Genomic DNA, 14,783 nt, shown 5'->3' with positions numbered 1-14,783 from the left:
CGTCGATTTGTTTCGTGGAACAAACCGGTGGGTAGTTCGGTGCCATGACTTCACGTCCCGGCGCAGTTCTGTTCGACATCGACGGCACACTCGTGGACTCCAACTACGTGCACGTCGACACGTGGTCGAGGGCGTTCGCGGACGCGGGTGTGGCCGTACCGTCCTGGAGGATCCACCGATGCATCGGCATGGACGGAGACAAACTGCTCGAAGCACTGGTCGGGGCGTCCGACAGCGCCGTGGCGCTCGAAGCGAAGGACCTGCACAGCGACTACTACAGCGACGCCAGTGGCCGTCTGCAGATTCTTCCCGGTGCGCGCGAACTGCTGCAGCGGATCGAGGACGAGGGACTGACCGTCGTGCTCGCGACGTCGGCACCCGAATCGGAGCTCGCGACACTGCGTGACCTTCTCGACGTCGAGGACATCGTGTCCGTGGTGACGTCGTCGGAGGATGCCGAAGACGCGAAGCCGAGCCCGGAACTCGTCGACGTGGCGTTGCAGCGTGCGGGAATTCCGGCCGAGAACGCAGTCCTGGTCGGCGACAGCGTGTGGGACATGAAGGCGTCTCGCGCGGCGGGTGTCACATGTCTCGCGGTCCGGTGCGGTGGTGTCCCCGACGCCGAATTGCGCGCTGCCGGAGCAGAAGACGTGTACGACGACCCCGCCGATCTGATCGAGAAGTTGAGCGACAGCCCCATCGGGAGACTGATCGACGCATGAGTCGTCAGCAGGGCTACACAGGCATCGAGAACTACGCGGCAATCGGCGACGGGCGCACCGTCGCGATGATCGCCGACGACGGCCGGATCGACTGGCTTCCACTTCCCAACCTCGATTCGCCTCCCCCGTTCGCGGCGCTGCTCGACGCCGAGCACGGCGGCTGTTTCGCGCTGGCGCCGGCGGAGGACTTCACCGTCGAGCGCGATTTCGTCGACGGCACCAACGTGTTGTCGACGGTCTACACGACTCGCAGCGGATCGGTGCGCGTCCTCGATTCGCTCAATACCGGTGTGGCAGGCCGTCTTCCGTGGGTCGAGCTGGCCCGTCGGGTCGATGGAATCGACGGAGCGGTCGAGATGCGGTGGCGCGTGGCTCCCGGCACGATGATGGGAATGACGTCGCCGTGGGCATACGACACCGCCTACGGGACGGTGCTCCGCGCGGACGGCGTGACGATGGCGATGCGAACATTGAACGCCGACGACGTGACGATCGAATCGCAGAGCGTCGGAGGCACTTTCACCACCTCGCCGGACTCACGGCATCTCGTCGGGCTCGTCGCAACCGAGAACGAGCCGCTGCACCTGCCCGAGCCGGTCAAGGTGGCCGAGCGCGTGGATCGGACCATCGGCAATTGGCGCGTCTGGTCCGAGGAGTTCTCCTACGACGGGCCGTGGACCGATCATGTCGAACGCAGTGCGCTCGCTCTGAAGCTGTTGCTGCACGCGCCGTCCGGGGCCATCGCGGCCGCGGCGACGACGTCACTTCCGGAGAACAGGACCGGAGGCAAGAACTGGGACTACCGCTATGCCTGGGTTCGCGATACCGCGTACACGATCCGCGCGATGTTGAGATTCGGGATGCGCGAGGAAGTGCACGGTGCAGTTGCTTGGCTGCTGAAGGTGATTCGTGCCAACGACCCCCTCGTCGGCGTGTTCTACACCCTCGGCGGAGACGCTCCCGGCGGAACCGAGAAGCCGGACATACCCGGATGGCGCGGAATCGGACCCGTCGTGAACGGCAACCGAGCAGCCGATCAGTTGCAGCTGGGCATATTCGGTGATCTGTTCTCCATCGTTCGCCTCTACGTCGACGGCGGCAACATTCTCGACGCCGACACCGGACGCCTGTTGGCGAGCATCGCCGACGAGGCGTGCGACTCCTGGCAGCGTCGCGACGCGGGAATCTGGGAGTTGGAGGAGGAACACCACTACACCAACTCTAAGCTCGGATGCTGGCAGGCGCTCGACTGCGCTGTGCACCTCGCCGAGCTGGGACAGATCCCCGGCGTGCCGGACCGGTGGCGGGCGGAGAAGGAACGCATCCGGGACTTCATCGAGAACGAGTGCTGGTCGGACGAACGGCAGGCGTACATGGCCTACCCGGGCTCGAACAGTCTCGACGCGTCCGTTCTCCTTGCGGCAGAGATGAATTACGACCGCGGCGAACGCCTGTCGTCGACCATCGACGCGCTCGGCGACGAACTCGGCGTCGGCCCGCTGCTCTATCGCTACAGCGGCGTCGACAAGGAAGAGGCCACCTTCGTCGCGTGTGCGTTCTGGCGAGTGTCCGCGTTGTCGTGCGTCGGCCGCGTCGACGAGGCGAAGGCGCTGATGGATCAGCTGGTCGAGCTGTCCAACGACGTCGGTCTGTACAGCGAGATGATCGATGCTTCGGATGGGTCGTTCCTGGGTAACTTCCCGCAAGGGCTCAGCCACCTCGCACTCGTGAACGCAGCGCTGACCATCGCGCACGAGCACGACGCAAGTTCGAACTAGCTACTTTTCGATCGGAGCAGAGAATCTGATGGACCTGGGTATCGAAGGACGGACCGCGCTCGTCACCGGCGCCGATTCCGGAATCGGTTGGCACACTGCGAAATTACTTCTCGAAGAAGGCGCCACCGTCGTCATGAGCGATCGTGATCCGAACAAACTGGAGGAAGCGAAGAACGAACTCGACGCGCCCGAAGGTCGCTTGTTCGCCTTTCCGGCAGACGTGACCAAGACCGCCGAGGTCGAGGACCTGGCGGCGAACGTGCAGAAAGCCGTCGGCGACATCGACATTCTGGTGCAATCGTCGGGAGTCACCGGCGCACAAGGACTGTTCCACGAAATCGACGAAGAGGGGTGGGCCAGCACCATCGACATCGACCTCATGGGGCCGGTGAGGTTGCTGCGCGCGTTCCTTCCCGCGTTGCGACGCGGCGGCTGGGGCCGCATCGTGCTGCTCACGTCCGAGGACGCCGTGCAGCCGTACGACGACGAATTGCCCTACTGCGCAGCCAAAGCGGGCGTACTTGCGCTGTCGAAGGGACTTTCGCGCAGTTACGCGTCGGAAGGATTGCTCGTCAACGCCGTGTCACCGGCGTTCATCCACACGCCGATGACCGACGCGATGATGGACAAGCGAGCCGAAGAAGAAGGCACCGACCGCGAGGGCGCCATCGAGGGCTTCCTCGCCGAAGAACGCCCGTTCATGGAATTGGGCCGACGCGGCGAGCCCGACGAAGTGGCATCCGTCGTCGTGTTCCTGTGTTCCGATCGCGCGAGTTTCGTCAACGGTTCGAACTACCGGGTCGACTCCGGTTCCGTAGCAACGATTTAGGAGAGACGGCATGACCAATTTCGGCTACACACTGATGACCGAGCAGGCCGGGCCCAAAGACCTGGTGAAGTACGCCGTCGAAGCCGAGAACGTCGGCTTCGACTTCGAGGTCGCCAGCGACCACTACTCGCCGTGGCTGTCCTCGATGGGGCACGCGCCCTATGTCTGGACCACGCTGGGAGCCGTCGCGCAGGCCACCGAACGCGTCGAACTGATGACGTACGTGACGTGCCCGATCATTCGGTATCACCCAGCCGTCGTCGCCCAGAAGGCTGCGACGCTGCAGATCCTCGCCGACGGCCGCTTCACGCTCGGCCTCGGCACGGGTGAGAACCTCAACGAGCACGTCGTCGGTGAGGGATGGCCGTCCATCGACAAGCGTCAGGACATGTTCGTCGAGGCGCTGGAGATCATCGAGAAGCTCCACGCCGGCGGCCTCGTCACCTACGAGGGGAAGCACTTCCGCGTCGACTCCGCCCGGATCTGGGACCTGCCCGAGAACGGTGTCCCCATCGGCATCGCGGTGTCCGGCGAGAAGTCGATCGAGCGGTTCGCGGCCTACGCCGACCACCTCATCGCCGTCGAGCCGAACCCCGATCTGGTCAAGGGATGGGCCGATCACCACGACGGGCCGTCGCGCACCATCGGTCAGATTCCGATCTCGTGGGACCCGGACAAGGACGCGGCCATCGAGCGGGCGCACGACAAGTTCCGCTGGTTCGCCGGTGGATGGGCCGTCAACGCCGACCTGCCGACGACCGCAGGCTTCGCAGGGGCGACGCAGTTCGTCCGCAAGGAAGACGTGGCCGAGACCATTCCGTGCGGTCCGGATCTGGACGCCATCGTCGACGCGGTCAAGCCGTACTGGGAGGCAGGGTTCACCGACATCGCGCTCGTACAGGTCGGCGGGGAGACGCAGGAGCGGTTCTTGGCCGAGGCGGCCGGGCCGCTGCTCGAGAAGCTGCGTAACGCGTCGGCATAGCTGCACGTGCGTGCGAATGTAGTGGCGCCTTCTGGTCGCTCCGCAGGCTTCGCTCCTGGCCCTCTATACATTCGCACGCACGGGTCGCTCGCGGCTTTTCCCGTTCCGGCCGTCGTCGCCGACTCCCGCGGATAGACTCGATTCTTCGAGAATTCGGGGACTATCGGGGGAGGTCCACGGCTGTCGGTGTGGGAGGGCGACGTGGCCGATCGAACGACGCTGCTGGACTATCTGAAGAAGGTCACCGCCGAGCTGTACCAAGCCCGGGAGAAGCTGCGCGACGCCGAGGACGCGACCCGCGAACCGATCGCCGTCATCGGCCTCGGATGCCGATTCCCTGGCGGAGTTCGATCACCCGACGACCTGTGGCGCCTTGTCGAATCGGGTCGCGACACCGTCTCCGACTTCCCCGACGACCGCGGATGGCCGTCGTCGGCGCTGTACGACCCGACAGGCGAGCACGGTGGCACGACGTACACCGTGCGCGGCAGCTTCCTCGACGATCCCGCCGGCTTCGACCCCGAGGTGTTCGGCATCTCGCCACGCGAAGCCCTCGCGATGGATCCGCAGCAACGCGCGCTGCTCGAAACCAGCTGGGAGACCCTCGAACATGCGGGCATAGACCCCAGATCGGTGCACGGCCGACAGGTCGGCGTGTTCACCGGATTGTCCGGCATCGACTACGCCTCGCGCGTCGGCGGAATGCCACCCGAGGAACTACAGGGCTACTTCATCACCGGCAACGCGATGAGCGTCGCGTCGGGCCGTATCGCGTACAGCCTCGGACTCACCGGGCCCGCCGTCACCGTCGACACTGCGTGCTCGTCGTCGCTCGTGTCCCTGCATCTGGCGGCACAGGCGTTACGCAGCGGTGACTGCGCACTCGCGCTCGCGGGCGGCGCGACGATCATGGCGACGCCTGCCGTGTTCGTCGAGTTCAGCCGCCAGCGCGGCCTCGCGCGTGACGGCAGATGCAAGGCGTTCTCCGCAGCTGCCGACGGCACCGCGTGGGGCGAGGGCGCGGCGATGATCGCTCTCGAGCGGCTGTCCGACGCGAAGCGCCACGGTCGTCGGATACTCGCCGTCGTGCGCGGTAGTTCGGTGAACCAGGACGGCGCGAGCAACGGACTGACCGCACCGAACGGGCAAGCGCAACAACGCGTCATCGCGCAGGCGCTCGCGGGCGCCGAGCTTCGACCGGAGGACGTCGACGTCGTCGAAGCACACGGCACCGGAACGACGCTGGGCGATCCGATCGAAGCGCAGGCCCTCCTCGCCACCTACGGCCGCACCCGCCGCGAGAGCCCGTTGTGGCTCGGGTCGGTCAAATCGAACCTCGGACACACACAGGCCGCAGCGGGTGCCGCGGGCGTCATCAAGATGATCATGGCGATGCGGCACGGTGTGCTGCCCCGGACGCTGCACGTCGACGCGCCGACGCCGCACGTCGACTGGTCGTCCGGTGGAGTGAGGCTTCTCGAAGAACCCGTGCCCTGGCCCGAGACCGGCAGGCCGCGTCGGGCAGCGGTGTCGTCGTTCGGCATCAGCGGCACCAATGCGCACGTGGTCCTCGAAGAACCTCCCGCTGTCGACGCCGTGTCCGGCGAGACGTCCGACGACCCTGTCGCCTGGGTACTGTCCGGACACACCGACGCGGCACTGCGCGATCAAGCTGCCCGGTTGCGCGCAGCAGTCGGGCCCGATCACGACCCGGCGGCTGTGGCGGCATCGCTGATCCACGGCCGCGCCCGCTTCGATCGGCGAGCTGGGCTGGTGGGCACCACGACCGACGAGCTACTCGGTGGCCTCGACGCGTTGGCGCGCGGTGACCCGCACCCGAGCCTCGTTCTCGGCGCTGCGCACGACGCAGGTGACCGGCCCGTGTTCGTCTTCTCCGGTCAAGGCGCCCAATGGGTCGGAATGGCAACCGAATTGATCGAATCGTCCGCGGTGTTCGCCGCCGCGATGCACGACTGTGCAGAAGCACTACAGCCCTACATGACCGTCTCGGTTCTCGATGCGTTGAACGACGCAGAATTGCTCGATCGCGTCGACGTCGTCCAGCCCGCTCTCTTCGCCGTCATGGTGTCGTTGGCTCGGATGTGGCAGTCCTACGGCGTCGAACCTGCTGCGGTGGTAGGGCATTCGCAAGGTGAGATCGCTGCGGCCCACGTGGCGGGCGCCCTCACTCTTCCCGACGCGGCCCTGGTGGTCGCGGCACGCAGCGCGGTGATCTTCTCGTCCGCAGACCGGCGTGGAGGGATGGCCTCGGTGGCGCTGCCGGCCGTCGACGTGCGGTCCGATCTCGAAAGACGTTCGTCCAGTGTGGAAGTCGCGGCCGTCAACGGACCGACGGCCACGGTGGTGTCCGGGCACGGTGACGAGCTCGACACGCTCGTCGCGGAGTGGCAGAGCCGAGGCATCCAGGCCAAACGACTCGCGGTCGACTACGCGTCGCACCACGCGGACGTGTCGAATCTGCGCGAGCCGATCCAGGCCGCGTTGGCATCGGTGATGCCCGTGCGGAGCGCCATCCCGTTCGTCTCGTCCGTGACAGGCGGGGTCGTCGACGGCGCCGAGTTGGGCGGGCAGTACTGGTATCGCAACCTCCGCCACACCGTCCGATTCGACGATGCGGTGAGAACCCTTGCAGCACAGGGGTACCGCCAGTTCGTCGAAGTCGCGCCGCACCCGATCCTGACCGCGGCGCTGCAGGAAACCCTGGACTCGGCAGGTGTCTCCGGTAAAGCGATCGGCACACTGCGACGCGACCGCGCAGGTCTGCGTCGGTTCACATCCGCACTCGCCGAAGCGCATGTGAACGGCATCGACATCGATTTCGACAAGATCGACTGGGCGCGTCGCGGGACGCACGAATGGATCGATCTCCCCACCTACGCGTTTCAGCACCGCCGCTTCTGGCTCGATGCCGTCGTGCCCGACGGGGACGTGACGTCGGCCGGTGTGGATCCGGGTGGGCATCCGATGCTGGCTGCCTCGATGGTTCTCGGTGACGGGAGTGGCGTCGTCGCGACCGGAGTGCTGTCGTCGCACCGACTTCCGTGGCTCGCGGACCATGGCGTGAACGGCACACTTCTGCTTCCCGGCACGGCGTTCGTCGAACTGGCGTTGCATGTGGGCCAACGCGTCGGGTGCGACCGGATCGACGACCTGGTCGTCGCGGTGCCCCTCGTCGTCCCGGCCGACGGCGAGGTCGCGGTGCAGGTATCCGTGCAGGGTGACTTGGGTAGCGGGTCGTCGACCGTTGCGGTGCATTCACGACCCGTCACCGCGTCGTCGGACCATCCGTGGACGATGCATGCGACCGGAACGATGAGCGCTGGAACGACGTTCTACGACGGGAACGAACAGCCCTGGCCACCCGACGCCGACCCGGTCGACATCGACGGCATGTACGACGCCCTCGACACGACAGGCTACGAGTACGGCCCGCTGTTCCGAGGGCTGCGTCGTGCGTGGCGACGCGGCGACGAGTTGTTCGGGGATGTGGTGCTGAACGCGGACGACGCCGCCGACGCGGTCGCCGGGTACGGAATTCACCCTGCACTGCTCGACGCTACGCTGCACGTCATCGCGCTAGCCGAGGCGACGACAGGCACCACTCCTCCCCAGGTCGTTCCTGCAGGCTCCACTCCCGCCCCCGCCCCCGGTGTCCGATTGCCGTTCGCGTGGAACGACGTGCGGTTGCACGCCGAGGGTGCCACCGCGGCCAGGGTTCACGTCATGCCGATCGGGCCGGAACGGTACCGGGTGGCGGTGTACGACGTCACAGGGCAACCGGTTCTGACCGTCGGCAGCCTGACGCTACGACCCATCACCGACACCGCACCGACGCTCGGCACGACGGGCAGCCTTTACCGCGTGGAGTGGCTACCGGTCGGGATGACGAATGCGGCTGTGCGACAGTCCATCGATCTGTTCGACGCGTTGGCCGGGGGAGATGCAGGCGGCCGTGTTCTTCGACTGGATCTGCGCGCGGTCGACGGTGACGACACACCCACCAGGGCGCACGACAGCGTCCACGCCGCACTGTCGGCGGTACAGGAGTGGCTCCGCGACGACGGACTGGCCGGGACCGAACTTCTGATCACAACACTGCAGGCGGTGTGCGCCCGGGACACCGACTCGATCGACGACGTGGCGATGGCGCCTGTCTGGGGGCTGATCAGTGCGGTGCAGCACGAGCATCCCGATCGGATCACGATGGTGGACCTGGACGGCGATCCGGACGAATCGGTCCTGTCGGCAGCGTTGTCCTGCAACGAAAGTCAGCTCGCAATGCGCGGCGGCGTCCTGCTGGCCCCGATGCTGGCGTCGCAGTCCGTCGTCGACGACGCCGTACCCACTGCCTTCGGGCCGGACGGAACGGTGTTGATCACCGGCGGAACGGGAACGATCGGCTCCCTCGTCGCCCGGCATCTCGTCGAGAAGTACGGAGTCGGGAAGCTGGTGCTGGTCGGTCGGCACGAGCACCGTCTCGCACCGGACATCCCCGACGCCGAGGTACGCGTCGTCGCCTGTGATGTCGCCGATCGAGATGCCGTCGCCGCGATGCTCGACGGCATCGACGACCTGGTCGGGGTGATCCATGCGGCGGGCGTGCTCGACGACGCCACCGCCCAGGCCCTGACCGGCGAGCAGCTCGACCGCGTGATGCGTCCCAAGGTCGACGGCGCGTGGAATCTACACGATCTGACGAAGGACAGGGATCTGCAGGCGTTCGTGCTGTTCTCCTCTGCCGCAGGCATTCTCGGCGCAGCAGGACAAGCGAACTATGCGGCAGCCAACGTGTTCCTCGACGGCCTTGCCCAGCATCGCCGAGCCCGTGGTCTGCCTGCCGTCGCGATGGCGTGGGGACTGTGGGACACACCGAGCGCGATGACGTCGCATCTGAGCGAGACGGATCTGAGCCGTCTGCACCGCGTGGGTATGGACACCATCGACCAGGCGTCCGGGCTCGCGCTGTTCGACGCCGCACTCGCGGTGGACCGCCCGCTGATCGCCCCGCTGCGCCTGTCCAAGCGCACCGCCGCGTCGGGCGCTGCGCCGCCGATCCTGCGCCGAATACTCGGACTGCGCCGTCGCACCGCGGCGACCGAGTCTCCGACCGGATTGGCCGAGGAGCTCGCCTCGCTCGATGCCGACGCCCGTCATCTACGGGTGCTCGACCTCGTCACGACGCACGTAGCCGCAGTGCTGGGGCACGAGGGCAAAGAGGACATCGACCCCGAACGCGCGTTCAAGAACCTCGGGTTCGACTCGCTGACGGCCGTGCAGCTACGCAACGACCTGGCGTCGGCCACCGGCGTCACGCTCGCCGCGACGGTGGTGTTCGACCACCCGACCGCCGACGCGCTCGCCCGCGAGCTCGAGGCACAGGTGCTCGGCATCTCCACAAGCGTTCCGCAGGAGACACGTTCGCGACGGGACGACATCCCGATCGCGATCGTCGGTATGGCATGTCGCTACCCGGGAGGGGTGGCCGAGCCTGAGGATCTATGGAGGCTCGTCCGCGACGGGCGGAACGTCGCCGGCCCGTACCCGGACAACCGAGGGTGGATTCTCGACGACGTCTACGACCCCGATCCGGCGAAGCCGGGCACGACGTACATGAAGGAGGGCGGGTTCCTGTACGACGCAGACGAATTCGACGCCGCCTTCTTCGGGATCAGTCCGCGCGAGGCCGTCGCGATGGACCCGCAGCACCGTCAACTGCTCGAACGAGCGTGGGAAGCGCTGGAGAGTGCAGGCATCCCGCCGGATGCTCCCGGTCTCGAGGATACCGGCGTGTTCGTCGGAATGATGGGCAGCGACTACGGCTTTCACCTGATGAGCCAGCGCAACGTCGATGCCGAGGGTTATCTGATGACCGGCACCAGTAACAGCGTGGCGTCCGGTCGAATCTCGTACACACTCGGTTTCACCGGACCGGCGGTCACCGTCGACACCGCCTGTTCGTCGTCGCTCGTCGCGATGCACCTGGCGTCACGGGCTTTGCGCGACGGTGAATGCTCTCTCGCGCTCGCGGGCGGCGCGACCGTGATGGCGACGCCGGGTGTGCTCGTCGAGTTCAGCAGGCAACGTGGTCTCGCCGCGGACGGGCACTGTAAACCGTTCTCCGACAGAGCAGATGGGACCGGGCTGAGCGAGGGCTCGGCAATGGTGGTGCTCGAGCGTCTCGACGACGCCCGTCGCAACGGCCATCCGGTGCTTGCTGTCGTCCGGGGATCGGCAGTCAACCAGGACGGGGCATCGAACGGGTTGACGGCGCCGAACGGGCCGTCGCAGGAACGCGTCATCCGACAGGCACTGGCCGATGCGCGGCTCACACCCGCTGATATCGACGCGGTCGAAGCGCACGGAACCGGAACGACACTCGGCGACCCGATCGAGGCGCAGGCGCTGATCGCTACGTACGGCCAGGACCGACGCGACGACCCGTTGTGGCTCGGTTCGATCAAGTCGAACATCGGACACACCCAGGCGGCGGCCGGCATCGCCGGAGTGATCAAGATGGTGATGGCGATGCGTCACGGCACGCTACCGCCGAGTCTGTACGGTGACACACCGACTCGCGTCGTCGACTGGACCGCCGGAGACGTGCGGTTGCTCGGTGAAGAGGTGCCCTGGCCGTCGAACGGCAGGCCGCGGCGCGCGGGAGTGTCGTCGTTCGGTATCAGCGGCACGAACGCGCACATGATTCTCGAACAGCCACCGCTCTTCTCGCGTGTCGAGACGTCGACGGCGACTCCGCTCGTGTGGGTTCTGTCCGGGAAGACGGTCGACGCGATGCGAGCCCAGGCGGCCACTCTGATGCAGTTCCTCGAGACCGAGGATTCTCCGTCGCCTGCAGACATCGCGTACACGCTCGCCACCGGGCGACCTGCGTTCGCCCATCGGGCGGCGATCGTCGGTGACGACCTCGCGGACCTGCGCTCGGGTCTCGCGAGCGTCGCCGCGGGCACCGCCGCGTCGAATGTGCTGGAGGGCAGTCGGATACGTGGCAAGTCGGCGATGATGTTCACCGGCCAGGGCGCGCAACGACTCGGCATGGGCGCGCGGTTGTACGAGACGTTTCCGGTGTTCGCAGCCGCGCTGGACGACGTCTGCGACGCACTCGACGAGCATCTCGACATGCCGGTGCGGGAGGTCATGTGGGGATCGGACGCGGGCCTGTTGGACCGGACCGAATTCACCCAACCTGCTTTGTTCGCCGTCGAATCCGCGGTGTATGCGCTGCTGCGATCGTGGGGACTCGCGCCGGACTGTCTGATCGGTCATTCGATCGGTGAGATCACGGCGGCCTGTGCGAGCGGTGTGCTCGACCTGCCCGACGCGGCCGCGCTGGTCACCGCCCGAGGCAAGGCGATGCAGTCGACCGAGCCGGGTGCGATGATCGCCGTGCGGGCGCGGGCCGAGGACCTCGACGCGATCGTGGACGGCCGCGTCGACGTCGCGGGGATCAACGGGGTCCAGTCGATCGTGCTGGCAGGCCCGGTGCGCGAGATCGATTCGGTGGCAGACGAATTGAAAGAAAAGGACATCACTGTCACGCGCTTACGCGTCGAACGCGCGTTTCATTCTTCGCTGATGGATCCGGTCCTGGACGACTTCGGCCGGACGGCGGCCGGACTTTCCCTGCGCATGCCGTCGATTCCGTTGGTGTCCAACGTGACCGGCCGAGTCGGGGATGTCGCGGGACCGAACTACTGGGCGCGGCACGTCCGAGAACCCGTTCGCTTCCACGACGGCATGCGTGCTCTGGACGAACTCGGCGTCACGACGGTGATCGAGGTCGGGCCGGGATCGGTGCTGACAGCCCTCGCGGCAGAGGTCGTGCCGAACGCGATCGCAACCCTGCCTACGGACGACGAACCACACGACGTGATGCGGGCGTTGGCGTCGTCCTTCGTGTGGGGTGCGTCGATCGACTGGGACGCCGTGCTCCCGGGGTGCACCCGAGTCGCATTGCCCACGTACGCGTTTCAGCGGCGATCGTTCTGGCCGGCCCCGGCGCGCGGGTTCGCCGGTGAACCCGCCGATCTGGGCCTGAACGACGCAGGCCACCCGCTGCTCGGAACCCAGCTCGAACTGGACGACGGCACGGTGGTGTTCACCGGACAGCTGTCGCTGCAACGAGATCCGTGGCTCGTCGACGACCGTACCCTTCTGCCCGCGGCGATCGTCGAGCTGATGCTGCATGCAGCGGGAACCGTCGGATTCGACAGTATTCGCACACTCGCCCTTCACGAGCCTGTCGAGTTTCCGGCTTCCGGAACCGTGAGCATCCGCGTCGTCGTCATGCCCGCGGACGACGACGGTTCCCGCACGGTCACGCTGTCGACGGCCGAGACCGTGCACGCGACAAGCACTCTCGTGGATGTCGTGAACGTGGTTCAGGGCGACACCGACTCGGCGGACGCGTTCGCCGTGACGCTCGACGACGGGATCGACGCAGACGGTTACGGCGTTCATCCGTTGCTTCTGCAGGGCGCGCTCGATGCGGTCGGTGAGTCGCCGACGGGGCTGACCGGAATTGCTCTCGGTAAGACAGGCGCCAGTACCGTGACCGTCTCGCGCACCGCCGAAGGACTCCGTCTGCACGCCGACGACGGAGAGCCGGTCCTCACCGTCGACGCTGTCCGCGTCGCACCCGAGGACGGTCGCGTCGGCTCTGCGCGGCGGCTGCATCACACGGTGTGGATCCCGGTGGAGTCGACTGTAGTTGTGCACGAACGCTCTTCGCGGCGTCTGATGATCGCGAGCACTGCCGACGTGGAATCCGCGCACACACAGTGCGCGCGCGTGCTGACGGAACTCCAGGACGACACGACGAATACGGATGGGCCTCTGGTCGTCGTCACTCGTGGCGCCATGGCCGTGGGACCCGACGACCGGGTGGATCCCGCCGCGGCCGCGGTATGGGGTCTCGTCGGGTCAGCGCAGAACGAAAACCCCGGCCGCACTGTACTGCTCGACGTCGACGACCCCTCCGACCTGGATGCGGTGGTCGACGTCGCCGTCGCGACCGGGGAGCCCCAGGTGGCCGTGCGAGAAGGCGCATTGTTCGCACCTCGGGTGCGGCGTCTGGATGCCGAGGAACAGTCATCGGACACCGTGTTGGATCGAGACGGCACCGTTCTGATCACCGGTGGGACAGGTACTTTGGGAACGCTCGTCGCCCGCCACCTCGTGGAGCAACACGGCGTCCGGCATCTGATCCTGACCAGCAGGCGCGGGCCGAAAGCCGACAATGCCGAGGACCTGCGCCGCGAACTGACGTCCGCGGGTGCCAATGTCGACATCCTCGCGTGCGACGTCGCGGACTACGAGGCCGCAGCGGCGCTGCTCGATGCAGTCCGTGCCGACCATCCGCTGACGGCCGTCGTCCATGCAGCCGGCGTCGTCGACGACGCGACCCTGTCCTCCCTGACCGCGGAGAAGCTCGACGCCGTGCTGCGGCCGAAAGCTGACGCAGCGTGGAATCTGCACCGGCTCACCGAGGGCATGGACCTGCAGGCCTTCGTGCTGTTCTCCTCGCTCGCAGGCGTTCTCGGCGCTCCCGGTCAGGGAAACTATGCCGCCGCCAACATGTTTCTCGACGCGCTCGCCCTGCGTCGGCACCGGGAAGGCCTGCCTGCGACGTCGATCCAATGGGGCATGTGGGAGCCACCGAGTGCGATGACGGCCGAGCTCGGTCCCATCGACCGCGCCAGGGCGTCGCGAACCGGGATGATCGCGCTGCGAGAATCCGAGGGGCTCGCGCTGTTCGACAGCGCGGTGGCGTCGGGCGAACCGGTTGTGGCCGCGGTGCGTCTCGACCGGTCCGTGTCCGAGGTTCCACCGCTGTTCCGCGGCCTCGTGCGCCAGGCGCGCGCACCGCAGGTGGCGTCGGACGTCCACGGCAGCGGGCCCGACGCGTGGGCGGAGACGCTGGCCGAGCGGACCGTCCCGGAACAACGGCATTTGATGCTCGATCTCGTCCGCGCCGCCGCCGCGACCGTCCTCGGGTACGAGACAGCGGACTCGGTTGACCCGGACCAGGCGTTCAAGGAACTCGGATTCGATTCGCTCGCCGCGGTCGCGCTGCGCAACCAACTCGGCGCGACGACAGGCCTCAGGCTGCCTCCCACAGTGGTGTTCGACCATCCCAGCTCACGCGCCGTCGCCGACTTCCTCCGAAGCGAACTGATGCCCGATCCCGTGACGGCCGCGCTCGCCGACGTCGAACGCCTCCGCGCCGCAGTCTCCGAGGTGAGCGACGACTCTCGGGCGCAGATCGCGGAACGGCTCTCGGCTCTGCTCGCCGACCTCGGTCCGACTCCGGACGCGACCGTCGACCGAATCCACGCCGCGACGAGCGACGAGATTCTCGACCTCATCGACAGGGGGCTCTGACGGCTTTTCCCCGAGAAGCAGAAAACCCCCGGCTCTCGGTGAGAGCCGGGGGT

At 67.0% G+C, this 14,783-nt stretch carries 5 protein-coding genes; all 5 read left to right on the top strand.

Features of this window, described 5'->3' with window-relative positions:
• The first annotated feature begins 44 nt into the window (after positions 1 to 44).
• The 5 genes from HQ354_RS06090 to HQ354_RS06070 all read left to right on the top strand — a co-directional run bounded on the left by HQ354_RS06090 (position 45) and on the right by HQ354_RS06070 (position 14,730).
• The gene (locus HQ354_RS06090) at positions 45 to 722 is read left to right on the top strand and encodes an HAD family hydrolase (RefSeq protein WP_167675695.1); all 678 of its coding nucleotides are present in this window, start codon (positions 45 to 47) and stop codon (positions 720 to 722) included.
• A complete protein-coding gene (locus HQ354_RS06085) occupies positions 719 to 2,500 on the top strand; it encodes a glycoside hydrolase family 15 protein (protein WP_167675693.1) in 1,782 nt (593 codons plus the stop codon). Before HQ354_RS06090 ends, HQ354_RS06085 begins: the two co-directional genes overlap by 4 nt.
• A gap of 28 nt (positions 2,501 to 2,528) precedes the next feature.
• Positions 2,529 to 3,329 (top strand): SDR family NAD(P)-dependent oxidoreductase, encoded by an 801-nt coding sequence (locus HQ354_RS06080; RefSeq protein ID WP_167675691.1) that lies wholly within the window; start codon positions 2,529 to 2,531, stop codon positions 3,327 to 3,329.
• A 10-nt stretch (positions 3,330 to 3,339) separates the two neighbouring features.
• Positions 3,340 to 4,311, top strand: coding sequence for an LLM class F420-dependent oxidoreductase (locus HQ354_RS06075; protein ID WP_114330446.1), 972 nt, complete (start codon positions 3,340 to 3,342; stop codon positions 4,309 to 4,311).
• 201 nt (positions 4,312 to 4,512) lie between these two features.
• On the top strand, positions 4,513 to 14,730 hold the full coding sequence (locus HQ354_RS06070; protein ID WP_222634409.1) for a type I polyketide synthase: 10,218 nt from the start codon (positions 4,513 to 4,515) through the stop codon (positions 14,728 to 14,730).
• The last annotated feature ends 53 nt before the right edge of the window (positions 14,731 to 14,783 follow it).

Source organism: Rhodococcus sp. BP-261 (assembly GCF_019835205.1).
Classification (GTDB): Bacteria; Actinomycetota; Actinomycetes; order Mycobacteriales; family Mycobacteriaceae; genus Rhodococcoides; species Rhodococcoides kyotonensis_B.
Note: the sequence above shows the minus strand (reverse complement) of the source record. Positions and strands in the feature narration are given on the sequence as shown.